This window comes from Mitsuokella apri (assembly GCF_051886055.1).
Taxonomy (GTDB): Bacteria; Bacillota; Negativicutes; order Selenomonadales; family Selenomonadaceae; genus Mitsuokella.
The window spans coordinates 1-18,304 of sequence record NZ_JBJEXT010000008.1 but is presented as its reverse complement, the minus strand read 5'-3'; the positions used below and the strand labels follow the sequence as shown (position 1 = coordinate 18,304).

At 50.8% G+C, this 18,304-nt stretch carries 20 protein-coding genes; all 20 read right to left on the bottom strand.

The window, feature by feature from the left end; genetic code table 11:
- Window positions 1–10: 10 nt before the first annotated feature.
- Window positions 11–889 (bottom strand): polyprenyl synthetase family protein, encoded by an 879-nt coding sequence (locus ACI4OH_RS00975; RefSeq protein WP_435721180.1) that lies wholly within the window; start codon window positions 887–889, stop codon window positions 11–13.
- Between the two features lie 12 nt (window positions 890–901).
- The gene (gene xseB / locus ACI4OH_RS00970) at window positions 902–1,138 is read right to left on the bottom strand and encodes an exodeoxyribonuclease VII small subunit (RefSeq protein ID WP_435721181.1); all 237 of its coding nucleotides are present in this window, start codon (window positions 1,136–1,138) and stop codon (window positions 902–904) included.
- A gap of 47 nt (window positions 1,139–1,185) precedes the next feature.
- On the bottom strand, window positions 1,186–2,394 hold the full coding sequence (gene xseA, locus ACI4OH_RS00965; protein ID WP_435721182.1) for an exodeoxyribonuclease VII large subunit: 1,209 nt from the start codon (window positions 2,392–2,394) through the stop codon (window positions 1,186–1,188).
- Window positions 2,395–2,466: 72 nt separating this feature from the next.
- Entirely contained in the window at window positions 2,467–2,898 is a 432-nt protein-coding gene (gene nusB, locus ACI4OH_RS00960; protein WP_432646606.1) for a transcription antitermination factor NusB, read from the bottom strand.
- Window positions 2,899–2,955: 57 nt separating this feature from the next.
- On the bottom strand, window positions 2,956–3,198 hold the full coding sequence (locus tag ACI4OH_RS00955; RefSeq protein WP_435721183.1) for a DUF2273 domain-containing protein: 243 nt from the start codon (window positions 3,196–3,198) through the stop codon (window positions 2,956–2,958).
- A 54-nt stretch (window positions 3,199–3,252) separates the two neighbouring features.
- Window positions 3,253–3,825: an alkaline shock response membrane anchor protein AmaP gene (amaP, locus tag ACI4OH_RS00950; RefSeq protein WP_435721184.1), complete on the bottom strand. Its 573-nt coding sequence runs from the start codon at window positions 3,823–3,825 to the stop codon at window positions 3,253–3,255.
- 20 nt (window positions 3,826–3,845) lie between these two features.
- A complete protein-coding gene (locus ACI4OH_RS00945) occupies window positions 3,846–4,247 on the bottom strand; it encodes an Asp23/Gls24 family envelope stress response protein (protein WP_295634415.1) in 402 nt (133 codons plus the stop codon).
- A 231-nt stretch (window positions 4,248–4,478) separates the two neighbouring features.
- Window positions 4,479–5,036 (bottom strand): elongation factor P, encoded by a 558-nt coding sequence (gene efp, locus ACI4OH_RS00940; protein ID WP_432646603.1) that lies wholly within the window; start codon window positions 5,034–5,036, stop codon window positions 4,479–4,481.
- 147 nt (window positions 5,037–5,183) lie between these two features.
- Window positions 5,184–6,257 (bottom strand): M24 family metallopeptidase, encoded by a 1,074-nt coding sequence (locus ACI4OH_RS00935; RefSeq protein WP_435721185.1) that lies wholly within the window; start codon window positions 6,255–6,257, stop codon window positions 5,184–5,186.
- Between the two features lie 59 nt (window positions 6,258–6,316).
- Window positions 6,317–6,766, bottom strand: coding sequence for a type II 3-dehydroquinate dehydratase (gene aroQ / locus ACI4OH_RS00930; RefSeq protein WP_435721186.1), 450 nt, complete (start codon window positions 6,764–6,766; stop codon window positions 6,317–6,319).
- A gap of 39 nt (window positions 6,767–6,805) precedes the next feature.
- Window positions 6,806–7,093: an acylphosphatase gene (locus ACI4OH_RS00925; protein WP_435721187.1), complete on the bottom strand. Its 288-nt coding sequence runs from the start codon at window positions 7,091–7,093 to the stop codon at window positions 6,806–6,808.
- Between the two features lie 21 nt (window positions 7,094–7,114).
- Window positions 7,115–8,359, bottom strand: coding sequence for a peptidase U32 family protein (locus ACI4OH_RS00920; protein WP_439783956.1), 1,245 nt, complete (start codon window positions 8,357–8,359; stop codon window positions 7,115–7,117).
- A gap of 23 nt (window positions 8,360–8,382) precedes the next feature.
- Window positions 8,383–8,979, bottom strand: coding sequence for an O-methyltransferase (locus tag ACI4OH_RS00915; protein ID WP_435721189.1), 597 nt, complete (start codon window positions 8,977–8,979; stop codon window positions 8,383–8,385).
- A gap of 41 nt (window positions 8,980–9,020) precedes the next feature.
- Window positions 9,021–10,562: an endolytic transglycosylase MltG gene (mltG, locus tag ACI4OH_RS00910; RefSeq protein ID WP_435721190.1), complete on the bottom strand. Its 1,542-nt coding sequence runs from the start codon at window positions 10,560–10,562 to the stop codon at window positions 9,021–9,023.
- A 69-nt stretch (window positions 10,563–10,631) separates the two neighbouring features.
- Window positions 10,632–10,955: a DUF1292 domain-containing protein gene (locus ACI4OH_RS00905; RefSeq protein WP_432647556.1), complete on the bottom strand. Its 324-nt coding sequence runs from the start codon at window positions 10,953–10,955 to the stop codon at window positions 10,632–10,634.
- 158 nt (window positions 10,956–11,113) lie between these two features.
- Window positions 11,114–11,530, bottom strand: coding sequence for a Holliday junction resolvase RuvX (ruvX, locus tag ACI4OH_RS00900; RefSeq protein WP_435721191.1), 417 nt, complete (start codon window positions 11,528–11,530; stop codon window positions 11,114–11,116).
- Window positions 11,527–11,790 (bottom strand): IreB family regulatory phosphoprotein, encoded by a 264-nt coding sequence (locus tag ACI4OH_RS00895; RefSeq protein WP_432647554.1) that lies wholly within the window; start codon window positions 11,788–11,790, stop codon window positions 11,527–11,529. Before ACI4OH_RS00895 ends, ruvX begins: the two co-directional genes overlap by 4 nt.
- Window positions 11,791–11,905: 115 nt before the next feature.
- Complete coding sequence (locus ACI4OH_RS00890; RefSeq protein WP_435721192.1) at window positions 11,906–15,211, bottom strand: DEAD/DEAH box helicase family protein; 3,306 nt, start codon at window positions 15,209–15,211, stop codon at window positions 11,906–11,908.
- A gap of 31 nt (window positions 15,212–15,242) precedes the next feature.
- Window positions 15,243–17,084 (bottom strand): GmrSD restriction endonuclease domain-containing protein, encoded by a 1,842-nt coding sequence (locus ACI4OH_RS00885; protein ID WP_439783955.1) that lies wholly within the window; start codon window positions 17,082–17,084, stop codon window positions 15,243–15,245.
- 51 nt (window positions 17,085–17,135) lie between these two features.
- Window positions 17,136–18,245 (bottom strand): restriction endonuclease subunit S, encoded by a 1,110-nt coding sequence (locus tag ACI4OH_RS00880; protein WP_439783954.1) that lies wholly within the window; start codon window positions 18,243–18,245, stop codon window positions 17,136–17,138.
- Between the last annotated feature and the right edge of the window lie 59 nt (window positions 18,246–18,304).

Here is an 18,304-nt window from a genome sequence, read left to right as displayed (position 1 = left end):
ACACTTCCCATCAATTTTTTCGTTCGAGCATATAGCGGACGAGCTGACGCAGGAAGTCAGCTTCGGGGCCGAAGCCGGAAAGTGCCGCCACAGCGCCGTCTACGGTCTCTTTGGCGAGTTTTCGTGCTTCCTCCAAAGATGTCAGCGTCACATACGTCGACTTTTCGTTGCGGATGTCGCTGCCGACCGGCTTGCCGATGAGCTTTTCATCGCCGACGACATCGAGGATATCATCCGTAATCTGAAAGGCCAGACCGAATTTTTCGGCGTAATCCGTCAGGGCCGCAAGGGATTTTTCATCCGCGCCCGCGAGGATGGCACCGCTTCTGAGGGCAGCGCGGAAAAGGGCGCCGGTCTTGCCCATGTGCATTTTGCGCAGGGTTTCCATATCGATGTGTTTGCCCTCCGACTCAAGGTCGATGGCCTGACCGCCGACCATGCCGTTCATGCCGGCAGCCGTGCTGATTTCCTTGACAACGCGCAGGAGCGTGGCGGCATCCGTATGCTGCTGGCGCACGAGAACTTCAAAGGCCAGTGTTAAGAGGGCATCGCCTGCGAGCACGGCCATGCCGTCGCCGTAAACCTTGTGGTTCGTGAGTTTGCCGCGGCGATAGTCATCGTTGTCCATCGCCGGCAGGTCGTCGTGAATGAGGGAATACGTATGAATCATCTCGAGAGCGCAGCCCGCCGTGATGTAGTCCGTACCCTTTTTGCCGACCGCATCAGCAGCCGCCATCAGGAGAATTGGCCGCAGGCGCTTGCCGCCCGCCATTAGACTGTATTTCATCGCTGCCGCGAGCGTCGCGTCAAGAGGCGCATAAAGCTCCAATTCTCTTACGAGCTGCTGTTCCACGAGCTTTTGGCGCTCTTTCCAAAGTTCCTTCAACATATTCATTCACCCTCAACCCTCAATATCCAATTTGCTTTCCTTGACTTTTCCCTGTTCTTCCTTTAAGAGAAGGTCCATCGCCTGCTCCGCGCGGTCAAGAGACTTCGTGCAGTTTTCCGCAAGCGTCACGCCCTCTGAATAATGGCTCATAAGGTCCTTCAATGTCAGATTGCCCTCTTCCATTTCCTTGACGATGCTCTCGAGCTTGGCAAGGGATTCTTCAAACGAGAGCTCCTTTTTTCTTGGCATACTACAGCATCCTTTCGTCTTTCTCGTCTTTCGTCTTTTGTCTCAGCTCAGGCTCTTGGCGGCTTGACCTGCCGGACTTCGGCTGAGAAGCGGCCATCCTTCAGCGTGACCGTGAGTTCGTCGCCTTTTTTGACATCTTTGATGCTGCTGACGGCCCCGCCTTCGCTTTTCTTCTCGATGATGCCATAGCCCTGCCGCAGGATGTGCACCGGATTTAAGAGGTCCAGCTTTTGCAGGACGATCTCGAGTGCATGCCTTTTGGCCTGTGCCTGCGCCTTGGTGAGGCTGTCGAGCTTATTGCGGGCCTGGTCGAGCCGCTGCAGACGGCCCGCCAGCAGCAGATGCGGATTCTTGAGCGCCGTGCTGCGGCAGCAGGCGTCGAGGCGCAGCCTTTTTTCCGTCAGGGCGCGCTTTAGCTGCTGACTGAGCTGCGCGCGAAGGCCCTCGAGATAACGAAGATAATCCTCGCGGTCCGGCACGGCGAGCTCTGCGGCCTGCGAAGGCGTCGCGGCGCGCTGGTCGCTCGCAAAATCCGCGAGCGTGAAGTCCGTCTCATGGCCGACAGCCGAAATGACGGGAATCCTGGAATCATAGATGGCCCGGACCACAGGCTCTTCGTTAAAAGCCCAGAGGTCTTCCATCGAACCGCCGCCGCGGCCGACAATCAGCACATCGACGGGATATTTTTCATTGAAGAAGCGGATGGCATCGGCAATCTGGCCCGCCGCTTCCTCGCCCTGCACGAGCACGGGCTTTAAGACGAGCTGGATGGCAGGCCAGCGGCGTTTTGAGACGTGGTAGATATCGCGCAGCACCGCGCCCGAAATCGACGTGACGATGCCGATGCGCTTCGGGAATTTTGGCAGCGGCTTCTTGTGCGCCGCGTCAAAAAGGCCCTCGGCTGCGAGCTTTGCCTTGAGCTGCTCAAAGGCCAGTGCGAGGTCGCCGGCTCCCTCCGGCATCATGCGGTCGGCGTAGAGCTGGTAAACGCCGTCGCGCTCATAGACCGAGATGCCGCCGCTGACGACGACCTGCATGCCGTTTTCCGGACGAAAGCGCAGATACTGCGCGCGGCTGCGGAACATCACGCATTTGATGCACGAGTTCGCATCCTTCAGCGTGAAATAACAGTGCCCCGAAGCATAACATTTGAAATTTGACAATTCGCCACGCACCTGCAGATGGGACAGCACAGTTTCCCGCTGGAACATCGTCTTGATGTACCGCGTGACGTCACTGACACTATGGATTTCCACGACAGCCTTCCCTTCTATTTTTTACAAAAATACAAGAAAAAGCCAGACAAAAAGTCTGGCTCCTCCTATGCATCACTGCGCGCTTTTCATGATGGCGCCGAGAATCCCGTTCACATAGCGGCTGGAGTCATCCGTACCATACTTCTTTGCCAGTTCCACAGCCTCATTGATGGCGATATTCGGCGTGAGCTTCTCGTCTGCAAAACACATCTCGTACGTTGCCATACGCGTGAGATTGCGGTCGACAGCTGCCATGCGCTCGACTTTCCATTCGCGCGAATTCTGCGCGATCATCTGGTCGATGGCCTCAAGATTGGCACGCGTCCCGCTGACGAGCTTCTGCACGAATGCGCGGTCATGGGCACTGAGGCGTTCCGCCTCGCCAAGTGCCGTATCGATGGCCAGCGTTTCCTGCATCTCTTCCTGATCCGCCGCTTCCGCCGGATTCAAATCTAACTGGAAGAGCGCCTGCAGCGCGACTTCCCTTGCTTGTCTACGACTCATTCCTAACCTTCCTTACAGATATCCTATTTTATGTATGTTCCTGATATTTTCGCGTCATCAGCGCAGGCGGTTGATCCGGTCAAGGAATTCATCCGCCAGACGGCCGAAGAAATCGTCCTCGCGGTCCGCTTTTCTGCCAACATAAAGGCCGATGCCGCCGCAGAGCACGACAAAGAGCGTGCGCCAGAAGCCAAACAGCAGAATAGCTGCGGCCAGTATGACGCCGGCAGACAAACCGACGCATGCGCCCCGATTTTCCTGCCAGCGCTCTTTAAGCCATGCCTTGAATTCTTCTTTCATTTCCGAAACACTCCGCAACACTCCGAATTATCCCTGACACGCCGCACTGCCTTTTCAGACGACGCGGCGCTTTGCCGGCAGCGCGTCCGTGATGCCCGTGATTTTCGTATCGACGGCGATATCGTCAAGGCCCATGACCTCATGAATCTGCGCGCGGACAGCGTCGGCTGCCGCAGCCGTGAGCTCCTTGACATTGACATGGCGGCTGACCGTCAGTTCGAGCACGAGGCGCAGCGTTTCCGGCGCCTTGCGCGAGGGCCTCACGCCCATGGCGCGCACTTTGGCCATGCGGATGCCGTGCAGGCCCATGAGCGTCTGCTCGGCCATGCTGCGGACCGCCGGCAGTGCGACTTCCACGCCGCCATTTTCGCTCTGCAGCAGGATGAAATCCCCGCTGCGGCGCGTGTGTTCGGCATCGCTGTGCAGGGACGTGCGCAGCAGATAAAGCGAGAGCACGAGTACGATGACGGAACCTGCGATGGTTTCCGGACGTGCAAGGATATATTGGATTTCATTGAGCCAAACCGATTCCGGCAGTACCTTCGCTGTGAGCAGAAGCATCAGCACCGACAGCGCTGCCGTACCGATTGAAAAGACAAACAACAAAAAACGGTTGATAATCCCCATTTTATCCGCCTCGCTTCAACTCAGCGCACGCGTACCTCCTCCGACTTTGCATTCTCCTCTGGGAAGCCGACGCCCTGTACATGGACATTGACTTCGACAACGGACAGTCCCGTCATCGTCTCGATGGCCTGCTTGACGTTTTCCTGTACCGCGAGAGCGATATCCGGAATGCGCACGCCGTATTTGACGATGATGAAGAGGTCTACAGCTGCTTCTTTCTCACCGACTTCGACCTTGACGCCCTTGGCAAAGTTTTTGCGGCCGAGCATTTCCGCGATGCCGCCGGCAATGCCGCCGCTCATGCCGGCGATGCCGTCGACTTCCGTGGCAGCAAGACCAGCAATGATGCTGACGACTTCATCCGCAATGCGGATGGCACCGAGGTTCGAATCTTTCTTGACGACTTCTTTTTCGTTGGTCATGATAAAGGCCTCCTTGCCTGAAATAAAATGCTGTACGTTTTTCTGTATGATATGTACGGCGGAGTCCATAAGGCTGTTGAAAAACCTATCCCCACCATGCATATTTATACTGTACTATTCGTTAAGTCAAACGCTTTTTCCTGCCCAGACGAAAAATAAAATGAAAGAAATGCAGCTGTCACATCAGATGCATGAATATGCCTGACATAACAGCTGCCCAGAATGTGCAGATTATGCGCGCTCGATGTAGTTGCCCGTACGCGTATCGATGCGGAGCGTATCGCCTTCGTTGACGAAAAGCGGTACGCGGACTTCGTAGCCCGTCTCAACCTTGGCCATCTTCGTAGCGCCCGTAGCCGTGTTGCCCTTGACACTCGGCTCGCACTCGACAACCTTGAGGTTGACGGAGTTCGGGAGCTGGATGCCGATGATGCGGCCCTTGAACGTCTGCAGCGAAACTTCCATGTTCTCCATGAGGTAGTTCAGAGCATCGCCGAGCTGGTCCTTGTTGAGTTCCGTCTGCTCATACGTTTCCGTATCCATGAACGTGTACATGCCATCGGCCTCGTAGAGGTACTGCATGTTGCGCGTCTCGAGATGAGCTGCCGGCATTTTTTCGTTCGGATTGAAGGTACGCTCTACCACTGCACCCGTCTCAACATTCTTGATCTTCGTGCGTACGAAAGCAGCGCCCTTGCCCGGCTTTACATGCTGGAAATCGACAATCTGCCAGACACCGCCATCAATTTCAATCGTTAAGCCCGTGCGGAAATCAGTACTATTAATCATTAACTTACGCCCTCCAAAATATCATATTCGCATTCAAGATACAAAACGTATCATAACATTCTTTATTATAATCAACTTATGGCCTATCGTCAAGCACAGACATGCCTGAGCCCTATAGAGTCTTGTTTTTCTCCGGATTCTGGCCGTTTAAAGAATCTCCACAAGCTCTTTATTCGATTTTGTCAGGCGCTCGCTGCCCGTCTTCGTCACGAGCACCGTGTCTTCGATGCGCAGGCCGCCCCAGCCCGGGAGATAGACGCCCGGTTCGTCGGTAATGAGCATGTTCGGCAGGAGATGCTCGCACGTGCTCGACGGCGAAAGGCGCGGCTCTTCGTGAATCTCGAGGCCGAGGCTGTGGCCAAGGCCGTGGCCGAAGTACTGCGCAAGATCGTATTTCTTGAGGAATGCGCGCGAAGCGGCGTCGATTTCCTTGCCCGATTTGCCCGGAGCGATTTCGTCTAAGACCATCTTCTGCGTGCCGAGCACGGCCTCATAGACCTTGCGCTGGCGGTCGCTGGCTTTGCCCACGCAGACGGTGCGCGTGATGTCGGAGCAGTAGCCCTCGTATTTCGCGCCGTAGTCCATCGTCACGAAGTCGCCTGCCTCGATGATTTTTTCCGTGGCCGTGCCGTGCGGCATGCTGCCGCGCAGGCCCGAAGCCACGATTGTGTCGAACGAAGGTTTCTCGGAGCCCGCCTCGCGCATGACCTGTTCAAGGCGCGCCGCGACGGCGATTTCCGTCACGCCCGGCTTGATAAATTTGACGATATCCTCAAAGGCCTTGTCGGCAAACGCACAGGCTTTGCGGATATAGCCGATTTCTTCCTCGTCCTTGACCTGACGCAGCGCGTCGAGATTCAAAGGCGTCTTGAACTCGATGCCCTCAAGCAGGGACGAAAGACCTGCGTAAACATCGTAGATAATCGCATTGCCTTCAAAGCCGACCTTATGGCAGCCGAGTTTTTTGACGAGTTCAGCCGTTTTGGCGAGCAGGCCGTGCTTGTGCTCTACGACCTCAAAAAGGGGGGCCTGTTTCTGGGCCTGTTCCGTATAACGGTTGTCGGTGACGAGCAGAGCCTTGTCCTTCGTGATGACGAGCGTCGTATCATCGCCGCGGAAACCGCTGAAATAATGAAGATTGACGTATTTCGTCACGATGACCGCATCGAGATTGTTCTCTGCGAGCAGGCTGCGCAGGGCAGTCAAACGATTCTGATTCATAAAAAAGCATCTCCTGTTTCGTTGCCTGATTTGGTTCTATGTCTTAATAAATGATAGAATCAGATTTTGTTTGCTTTGCTGAGCTTATAGATGATGGCTTCCAGTGCCGCGAGGTAGCTCTCGACGCCGAGGCCCGAAATCTGTCCCATCGCCACAGGAGCGAGCACCGACGTATGGCGGAACTCTTCACGCTTGTGGATATTCGACAGATGGACTTCAATGACCGGCACATCGATAGCCGCAATGGCATCGCGGATGGCAATGCTGTAATGCGTATAAGCCGCGGCATTGAAGATGATAAAATCAAACTTGTGATTGGCCTGCTGCAGGGCATCGACGAGCTCGCCCTCGTGATTCGACTGGAAGAAGGCCGTCTCGATGCCGGCTTCTGCGGCGCGCGCCGCAATCATCTCGTTGATATCATCGAGTGTCGTGTAGCCGTAGATCTCCGGCTCACGCGTGCCGAGCATGTTGAGGTTCGGCCCATGCAGTACAAGTACTCTTGGCATATAAAATCCCCCTGACAAAAAGATGCAAAAAGAACTGACTCAATAGCGGATGACAAAGCGCTTTTCATCCGGCACGACCTCAATCGGGTTAAAGTCCAGCGTCTTGACCTTGATGAAGTAATTGCCCTCGCGGATTTCGACAGAAAGCTTGTCAATTTTGTGCGGGTCACCCTGAATTTCCATCGTGACGCTGCCGTCGTCCATATTGCGCACCCAGCCCGTGAGTCCAAGCTCTGAAGCATGATTCTGCACGAACATGCGGAAACCGACGCCCTGTACGCGGCCGGTTGCCCTGCCAAAATAACGAACGAAATTTGTCTCTGCCATAAAAAGCCCTTCTTTCTTCTGTTACGCCTGCGGCTCCTTTTTCTTCAGGACGTCGCGGCGCAGGATCGTATATGGTTCCACAGGCTTGTCCATGCGGATCTTGATGATCTGCTGGGCATGCGGGGCAACCTCAATAGGCGTGCCCTCTTCGTCAAGCATATCAGAAAGTTTCTGACGATACAAGGGGGCATGCGGCTGAAAGACCTCAATTTCCTGTCCAATTTTCATATTATTGCGCTGCTCGACGACAGCGTAGCGCGTCTCGGGGTCGTAAGAGCGCACGAGGCCGATGAATTCCGACGTCTGCTCATACGACGAGGTGCCGTAGAGCTGGTCATCTGCATCTGGCTGATGGTAGTAAAAGCCCGTCGTGTACGGACGGTGCGAGACCTTCTCGAGCTCGTCAAGCCAACTCTGCTGGATTTTAAAGTGCTCCGGGTCCTCAAAATACGCGTCAATTGCGAGTCTGTAAGCCTTGACGACGCTCGCCGCGTAATGCACGCTCTTCATGCGGCCCTCGATTTTGAGGCTTTCGACACCGCTCTCGATGACATCCTTGATATGCGGCAGCAGGCACATATCCTTCGAATTCATGATGTACGTGCCGCGCTCATCCTCGGCAATCGGGAAGTATCTCCCCGGACGCGTCTCCTCGACGAGCGCGTACTTCCAGCGGCACGACTGCGCGCAGCTGCCGCGGTTCGAGTCGCGGCCCGTGAAATAATTCGACAGCAGGCAGCGGCCCGAGTACGAAATGCACATGGCCCCGTGCACGAACATCTCGAGGTCCGCCGTCGTCTTCGCGCGGATTTCGCGAATTTCGTTTAAGGACATCTCACGCGCGAGCACGACGCGCTTGGCACCGAGCTGCTGCCACGCGTTGACCGTGCGCCAGTTCGTGTTGTTCGCCTGCGTACTGATATGGATTTCCATCTTCGGCGTGACTTCCCGGCAAATAGAGAAAACGCCGAGGTCCGCAATGAGCAGGGCGTCCGTACCGATGGACTCCAGATAGCGCAGATAGTCGGGCAGCCCCTCAAGGTCGCTGTTGTGCGGGAAAATATTGACCGTCACATAGACCTTTTTGCCGAGCTTATGGGCAAAATCCACGGCTTCCTTGAGCTCTTCGCGCGTGAAATTGCCGCCAAAGGCGCGCAGTCCGTACATTTTGCCGCCAAGATAGACGGCATCGGCGCCGTAGAGAAGCGCCATCTTCATTTTTTCCAGATTTCCGGCTGGAGCCAGAAGCTCCGGCTTTTTCAACATATATATTATCCTCCGTTTAATTTTCATGTTCTTGTCGTCACAGCCAGTCCGTCGCCGTTCTCGAGAATCTCCGTCATGAAGCCCTCGGCCTGACTCGTAAGCTCAATGTATTCGCGCAGCCGCTTGACGATTGTGCGGTAGCGGCGCGGCGCCTTTTCCTCACCGCGCACATAGCCGCGAAACAGCACATTGTCGGCGACAATCGTACATTTCGGCGCAAGCAGCGGCTGTATCTTATGGAAATAATCGACATACTGCCCCTTCGCCGCGTCGATAAAGACAAAATCATACGGCCCCTGCAGGGTCAGCAGGATGTCCCCCGCATTGCCCTGCAGAATCTCGATGATGTCGCGGTACGGCGAACGGTCGATGAAGTCCCGTGCCGTCTGCGCACGTTCTTCGGAAAGCTCGAGCGTCGTGATTTTGATATCCTCAGCGCCATTTGCCGCCAAAAGCAGTGCCGAATAGCCGATGGCCGTGCCGATTTCAAGCACGCGGTGCGGCTTTTTCTCTTTGATCACCTTGAGAAAGGCTTTGCGGCCGTTCTCATTGATAATCGGTACATGATTCTCGGCCGCATAGGCCTCCATCCCGCGCAGCAAATCCTCAAAATCTGACATATTTTACATTCCCTCATTCCCTATATAATGGAAGGAACAAGTCAGCGGACCTGCTCCACGATGGCCTCATGTTCCTCGTACGTCGCCGAATAATGGTTGTGCCCCTGACGGTCCGCGACGAAATAAAGATAATCTGTGGCCGCCGGATGCAGCACGGCATTGATGGCCTTCATGCCGGGGCTCGCAATCGGTCCCGGCGGCAGTCCCTGATGCTGGTACGTGTTGTATGGCGAATCGATTTTCGTATCGGCAAGCGAGACATCCTCTTTCGGCGCGTTCATCAGATACTGCAACGTCGTGTCCGACTGCAGAGGCATGCCAATCTGCAGCCGCTTCAAAAAGACCTGCGCGATAATCGGCCGGTCCTCGTCGTAGCGCGCTTCCTTCTCAACGAGCGAAGCGAGCGTCACGAGGTCGTGAATCGAGAGGCCCATGGCCGCGGCCTGCTGGCGCATCTCCGGCGTCAGACGGTTATCGAAGTCCTGCGACATCATCTTCATGATGAGCTCCGGCGTCACATCGCTCTGAATCTCATACGTATCGGGGAAGAGATAGCCCTCGGCCGCGTAGCGCACATTCGGTCCCTTCTTCATATAGCTGTACGGCGCGTAATTCTTGGCTTTTTCCAAAAACTCATTTTCATCGACAAGGCCCTCATCGGCCAGACGCTTCGCGATTTCCTTGACGCCAAAGCCTTCCGGAATCGTGAATTTGACAATCGTCGTATCGCCCGAGACGAGTTTATTGAGCACGTCCTGTTCGTCCATATGGGCCTTAAAGGCATACGTGCCTGTCTTGAATTTGCTCGCATCGCCCTGCAGCTTCATCAGCCACCAAAAACGGAACTTGCTGTCGATGACGCCGAGCTTCGTCAGCCTGTCCGAAATCTCCGAGGCCGTCGTACCCGGCTTGACCGTCATATAGATATTTTCCTGCGCATCGCGGTCCGAACGCTGCATGACGGCTGTCGTGCCAAACGCCAGATACATGCCAAAACCGCCGCCCACGAGCACGATGAACACGGCCGCAATGGCCGTCCACTTCTTCCAGCCAAGGGATTTGAGCTTGTCCTTAAAGCATGCCATTTTCCCCTTCTCTATTGTCACCACAGGAGCAGCTTTTTTCGATACCTCGACAGATTTGACCGGCTTAACCGGTTTGGCAGTTTTGGCAGGCTCAGCCGGCTTGACCTCTTTTGCAGACTTGACAACCTTAGTCGCGGCTTTATCTGCAGGCGATGACGTTTCAGCGGCTTTTTCCGCAGCTGCTTCTTGGTCGGACTTTTTTTCAGCATCAGTCCGGCTTTTCTCAGCATTTGACTCAGTCTTCTTTTCCTGGCCCTGCTTCTCTTCTTCGTTTCCCGCCTGCTTGGCTGACTTTTCGCCGCCGTTATCCGTTTTCGTCTTGCCTTCCCCGACTTTCTCAGTGCTCTCAGCCTTTTCCGACTTAGCCGCAGTTTTTTCGGCCTTGGCAGACTGCTCAGACTTCGCCGCTTCCTGAGTTTCAGCCTTTACTTCGGCATGTTTCGGTTCGCCTGCCGTATTTTTCGCTTTGGGCGGCTGTTTTTCGTTTGCATCGTGCATTGCTCTTCATTCTCCGTACATGAAAAAGCCGCTATCCAAACAAATGGATAGCAGCGGTGACGTTCTTCTTTAGTCGTTCTCGGCTTCGTCCACGAGAGCGTTGTATGCTTCCTGAACAGCCTCAAACTCTTCATCCGTCGGCTCGATGTACTCATCTTCGCCGTCTTCATTCGTGACAATCTTCGCGATGATGACATCCTCATCGTCATCCTCACAGCCGCAGCCGCAGGAATGCTCATGCTCTTCGTCCTCGCCATGAATGCCGACGAGCAGCGCGAACTTATCTTCATCGACCGGGATGATCATCTCTTCGCGGTAGTAGTACTCATTGCCCTCATCGTCCGTCATGACAACCACGATATCGTCATCATTCATCATGTCCTGATCTGCCATTCGATACACCTCTTCTTCCTATTTATATCATAAAAAACAAAATAACCTTTTGCTAAGCTTCTATTATAATGAAGCATTCCGGCCCTTCAGGCCTCTTTCATTGTAGCGTATCGCCCGAAGCGCTGTCAACCACAAAAGAGAGTCCAGCAAAGACTTCGTCAGTGTTTGCTGTCAAGGAAGCCCTGCAGGATAAAGACCGCGGCCATCTTGTCGATGACTTTCTTGCGCTTTTTGCGCGAAACATCGGCCTCAATCAAAGAGCGCGTCGCTGCGACCGTCGAAAGGCGCTCGTCCCAGAAGAACACCTCAACATCGGGATATGCCTTCTTGACTTCGCCCATGAATTCCTTGACAATCGCGCAGCGGTCGCCCTCCGTGCCGTCCATATTCTTCGGCAGCCCCGACACGAGTGACTTTGTCTCATACTGCTCCATCAGCTCGCCAAGGCGCTTTAAGTCGTCCTCAAGCGACTTGCGGCGAATCGTCTCGACGCCCTGCGCCGTCAGCCCCAAAAGGTCGCTTACCGCAATGCCAATCGTGCGGTCGCCGATATCGAGCGACATGTAACGCTTCATTTCTTTTCTGCACCTTTCTCAAGATACGAACGCACGAGCTCTTCAAGCAGCTCATCGCGCTCAAGCGTGCGAATCAGGCTGCGCGCATCGTTGTGGCTCGTCACATAAGCCGGGTCGCCCGACAGCAGATACCCGACGAGCTGATTAATCGGGTTGTACCCCTTCTCCTCCATCGCGGCGCAGACCGAACGGATGATTTTCTCTGCTTTATTCCTATCGTCCCCGAAATGGAACATCATCGTTTCTTCATTGTTAGCCATAACAATTCCTCCAAAGCACTTATTCAGCATTTGCTGTATCTGACTTTATCTTACCATACTTTTGACTTTATGACCATTGTACGACGGATTTCTATAGTTTAGCTGAAAAGACGGCTTAGGCTGCCTTGGCATTGGCATTGATCCGGTCAATCGTCTGACGAATGCCCTGCCATATAGTCAAATCATCTGAGAACATATCGACGAGACTGCCCCTGTCCGTGAACGGCGGCTCCTGCAGGACAGAAAGATCCTTCATCATGCCGTTTTGAACAATGTACTCGACAATCTGATTGACGAAATAAATCTGCCGACTGTCGAGATTGCTGCCATCAAGATACTCTGCAAAAGCCTCTTTCGCAGCCTTCATGTCTAAGCCCACAATCTCACGGACGAATTCTCCTAGCGGTTTTTCCCCGTACTCAGCCTCATAATCCGTCTTTGTGCCAACCTCGCTCCAAAGGATTTTCTCCAGTTCCTTGACATCTTCCTGTGTCAGCGGAATATTTTCCTTGAGTTTGGCAATTGCGCCGTTTGACTGGTGCTCCCGAACATAGTATTCGGCTTTGGCCTTGTAATTTTTCAGGTCATCATTTTCAAGATTGGAAGGCTGTTCCTGCACCGAAAGAATCTCATCCGTAAAATTCGTGTCATACCGGATTTTTTCTGCAGGAATGTATTTCATCAGGTCGCGCAGTGACTTGCGGATGTGCTCAAAATCATCGACCTCAGCCGTTTCCAGATAGTCCGTATGCAGGATTTTCTCGATAAGCGGTGCCTGTACCTGTATCTCAGGGATATTGGCCACTCCCGCTATGGCCTTCACCTTTGTCAAAAGGTCATGACGGCCACGGCTGTATTTCTTTCCGGCTAGTTTCGCCAGCTCAATGCCATAAAGCAGTGCGTCAAAGCGCAGGGCACTGGCTTCGTCTGGTTCCGGCTCAATCAGATCCGCGAGTTCCTCCTTCACAGTCAGGGTATCTTCATACGTCAAGGCCTGATAGTTCTCTCCCTTCGCATATAAATCAACATAGCGAAGATGCTGATGAACGGCAAAATTATCGCGGTTCAGCTCTTTGATTTTGCTGACCATCTCCGTGACCAATCTTTGACGAAAAGCCTGCAAGGGCTTCGTCTGATAAGCCAAATCCTGCAGTTTATAAGCCATCTCAAATTTCAGGCAAAAAAGGCTGCCCTGTATCGAAAGCTGGTTCACGGCTTCTTTGCCTTTCTTCATGCGGAAGAACTCAAAGTTGCCGCAGAAGTCAAAGATATAGAACTTATCCTTATCCTGGTCATCGTCCATAAGCCCCGGGCAAAGGCGCGTGCCACGGCCGATCATTTGCCAGAACTTCGCCTTGCTCATGACCTTCTTGAAGAAAACAAGGTTTAGGATCTCCGGCACATCGATGCCCGTATCGAGCATATCGACAGAAATCGCAATCTGCGGCAATTTCTCTGGCTCCGAGAATTCGTCGATGGCACTCTGCGCATAGGTCATATAGTTATCGATGACTTTGGCATAATCCTTTAAACGGGGATATTCTTTGTTGAATACCTCCAGAATTTTCTCCGCATGGTCATGATTTTTCGCGAAAATGATGGTCTTGCCTAGCTTGTTGCCATAGTCAATACGCAGGCCACGCGACATCAGCGTATTCAGGACCTTGCGAATGGTATCTTCATTAAAAATCCACTTGTTGAGTGCCGAAGCATTGATGCTGTCCGGCACATGGCCATTTTCATCTTCGAACGTATCCTCATAGGCCTCTTTATCTTCTGCCGACAATTCATCGTAGACAATGCCCTTGTCCAGAAATTTTAGCGATGTTTCGACGGACATAAAGTCAACGAGATAACCATCCTTGACGGCCTGCGAAAGCTCATAGCCATAAGTCGGTACGCCATTTTCGAGCTCGAAAATCTCATACGTATTCTTGTCGATATCATCCTTCGGCGTCGCCGTCAGTCCGACCAGCGGCGCGTCAAAATAGCGGAATATATCCCGGTATTTATTATAGATAGAACGATGTGCCTCATCGCAGATGACCAAGTCAAAATGACCGCAGGTGAAGAGTTTGCCCTTATCGTCACGGACCGAGTCAATGCAGTTCATCATGGTCTGATACGTCGAAAAGACACAGTGTGCCGTGAGATTTTCCTTATCCTCACAGAGATTCGTCACCGATAGATCCGGAAGCAGATTGACAAAACTGCGCTTAGCCTGCGTGACGAGAGAATTGCGGTCGGCCAGAAAGAGAATATCCCGAATCCAGCCCTGCTCGAGAAGAACCTTGCAGAGAGCAATGACTGTACGTGTTTTCCCTGAGCCCGTAGCCATGACCAGCAGAGCCTTGCGCCGATTTTTCGCATCAAAACTGTCGCAGACCGCCTTGATAGCAGCTTCCTGATAATAACGTCCGGCAATATTCTTGTCGACCGAGATGTATTTCAGGCTCGTGCGCATGCTCTGCAGATTCAAGAGCTTTTCCAGATCCCGCTTGGAATAAAGCGCGGCGACTCTGCGTTCCGGATACTGATTGTCGATAATCCGCGTCTCAAAACCATTGGTCAGGAACAAAACAGGCCTTCTGCCCTGCTGTTTTTCGATAAGGTCCGCATAAAGTTTCCCCTGCTGGCGTCCCTTTGCCACATCGACACAGGTACGCTTTGCCTCGATGACGGCAAGGATCTTGCCATCCTTGCCCAAAAGCACATAGTCGGCATAGCCGACTGCCGATTTATTCGGCATACCCGCGAGTTCATATTCGTTAAGCCAGTCTTTGCCTTCTGTCCAACCCGCGTCGACGAGCATCGTATCGATGTAGAGCTTGCGCGTCTTGTATTCCGAGATGTCAAGAGGCTTCGGCACATACGTCTCCTGCTTTTCCTCACGGCGTTTTGTCAGCTTCTCACGCAGAGCAGCATTTTCCTTCATGAGAGCATCGAGCTTGACTTCTGCCTCTGTAGGCTCCGTCGGTACTAATGCAGGTACGGGCTGTGCATCCACGAGATTTTTGTCAAATGAACCTTCCTTATAATTACTGGCATAACAGTAAGCGAGAAAATCCATGAAAATATAGAGATTCTCCAGACAGAGCATGGCCTGATCTTTCGAGATTTTACGGCTGTCATGCGCGGCGATATTACCGATTTTGCGGATAAAATGCAGCCGTGTCAAAAGATCGTCATCAATAGCATCACGAAAATCATCCGTACTCATGAGGCTGATGAGCTTATCATCCCACGGTCTGTGCAGGGACTTGTCAACCGAATACATCCATTTGATGGCAAACTCCATCGCACGGCGGCAGTTGAGCACCGACGCAGCATAATCAATCGGCAGAATCCTTTCCGCGGCTACCGCCACATCGGCAAAACTATGAAATTTTGGTTCTTGCTGCAAAAAGTCAAAATTCGTCATGACCATCATCTCCCTCGCAGCCACATGATTTTTATGACTTGAAAGCATGTGTTGGAGTAAGTGCTATTCCAAATTCATTAATTGTATCCTCTGAATTACCATCATATATCTCTTTACCCATAGCTTCTTCAATCAAGCCAAGAACGGCCTCAGCACGATGAACAAAATAAGTATCGAAATCATCAGCTACCAACGCATCATAATCGACAAAATGCGACTCAATACGTTCACGCAGTTCTGCTTCTGTCAGTCCATCTACCTTTTTCAGGATACTTTTCGTATAGATACTGGGGGCCTTGCCACCGATGCATCTATTGGTGGCTGACAAAAGCGGTGTTTTATTTACGATGCAATTATATCGACGTCTTGGAATGCCAACATTTTCACAATATGCCTCTGGGAAAATATGATGGATATCCGGAGATTCTATCATGCTGTTGATGACATCAATCGTAATACCATTCATGAAATCACGGCATTTACGTTGATAGAGAAGTGCCATGACTCCTTTGTAAGCAGCGCTGTTTCTTGTCTGCAAAGTCAACAGACGTGTCGCGGAAAAGAACGAAGCATTGATGGTTCTTGCTGGATTCTCTTTGCCATTTACAGCATTAATGACATCTTCCACATCATTAGCATAGCGTGTCTCATTTGCGCCGCCATACATTTCACCAAAAATGCCGCACCAATACCATTGAGACAGGATTTTGATGGTATTCGGACTGTCGCATTTTGACTTGCCCAGAATGGCACAGATTACAGACAGCGGAATCAGCTGCGTCGTATATGGCAAATCCCGTTTTCTGAACACACATTGATACTGCAGCAAAAAGTTACGAGCAAGCTGGAACCCTGTCAGCACCGCATCCCTATACGCAATATAAGAATCATACTTCAAGCTCAGCACATCTTTTTTCTTGCAGGATACTGCCCCTGCTTTTCCAGCCTTCTTATCCATGTAACTCGTATACAACGTGACTGCCGTCAAAAAAGTAGTCTCGTCGATGCCATAGAGCAAATCAGTCTGCAGCGAATCTCCATCGCCGCGGATGATTTTCCTGCACCTATTCCAGTCGGCACGAAGATCAAATTCATGCGTGGCAAACATTGCCGTGACCAATTCGAAGACAGTCAAGGGAACGCCGCCCGTATTGACATTTTCAAATACCTTGCAGACAGCTTCTCTTGGAGTAGATTTATCCAAAGTGATGACAGGCAGCTTATACGCCGTAATCGCATTAAGGATTCTGCTGTTAAAGCTTTTGAATATTTCACGGGCATCTTTATCATCAGCATAATAATCCAGATATCCCATTATCCATTCTGTGCGTAAATCAATACGGTAAGCAACATTTAAAGGAAACATTTTTTGCTCGAATTCTTTTTCCCGACTGGATAAATCAATCGTTATCGTACGATTGAAGTTTTCTTTTACTTTACGATCCTCAGGAATAGAATGTATAGCATCGACGCGATCTTCATTTTCATCCAGACATTTTGGCATAGAAAGATAATAGAATCTATGAATCTCTCTATCCTGTTCCGTTTTTGTCTTTACAGGTTCCTGACTATAAGCTGCCTGATAAATAGAAGTCAATCTTTGTTGACCGTCGAGGACTAAGTAATCTGGAACTGCATCGTCTGCATGTACTCCTTCGATTGTTCTATATTGGAACTGGATATCTGGATTACCATATTGCAGGCGCATAATTGCTCCCATGGGATACCCCTGTGACAAACTGGCAATGATTCCCTTGATACGATTATCATCCCATGTCCAATTGCGCTGAAACTCCGGAAGTTGAATCTTGCCTTGGTTGACGTCTTCTAGCAATTCCTTTAAATTTGTATCTAACGATGTTGGCGCGATCATATTTTTATCCTTCCTTTTTAACCTCTTGTTTCAGCATATCCACGAGATTGCCTAGAGATACTTTGATATTGTAAATTTTGATTTATCAATTTGTGTAAGAAAATTTACGTATTCAGATTGTAAATCTATTGGTGGAACGATCATTTTCCTTGACAATATTGATTTAAATTCTATATTGTCAGCGGTTACAGCTCTTACTTGTGATAAAATATCTTTTTCTTGTAACTGAAATTGTATAGCCATAAATCTCGATAAAATATATTGATTGGGAATAAATGCTTTCAAATCTTGATTAATGGTAATCGGTATAAGATTAACTGCTACTGGTAACGTATGTTTTAATATACCACTTCTAATTACCATTATAACTGAATTAACTGGTACTAATCGAGTTGTACTATTCTCTATCCCAAGTTGATTAATCTTTATCTGACTATCATTTAAAAGATTTGTTTTCATATCTTTAGATGAAACCCACGGTATATTACCATCTAAATAATATTCTGGATGTGATTTCGAAGGAGTCCCGCCACCGTATATTGCTTTACATAAATCTTTTACAGTAGAAACTTTCCATCCCTTTTCATTAAAAACAGGATCACCAAACATTTCAACAAATCGGGCATTAAGAAGTAGATCAATGGTTCGAAGTTCTTCTCGTTTTATATCTACTATATGACGACATTTATTTAAGATATCTACAATTTCTTTTTGCGTGGATAAACTTGGTAGATTAATTTCTACACTTTCAACTATCTTTTTTGATATTTCCTTGAAAGTTGCTCCACGGCCCAAAGAGATTAAATATTCTTTTCTTGATTTCAGAAACCAATATAAGTATTCATTATATATTCTCGGCCCACATATCAAGTTTTTAAATCCTTGGTTGCAGTACATTTCTTTTCCTGCAATACCAACTTTACCAATAGGAGCACGCGAAGAAAGCACCACTGTTCCTTTCGGAAATGATTTAAGCCCCGTTTTACGAACAGCTAATTCAGTTATTTTTCTTTCGCTACCATTGATGATATAAGTCTCTTCATTTAATTCAGCAGGTGTAATCCAATCAATGTCACCATTCCAATAGTCAGGAATCCCTGTTTTAGGTGTACTACCTGTCACCACTGTACACACATCGCCAAGCCTTATTTTCTCACGCATTATTTCCACCTACAAATCTGAATTGTAGGCAGATTCAATGATATTGATTTTCTGGACTT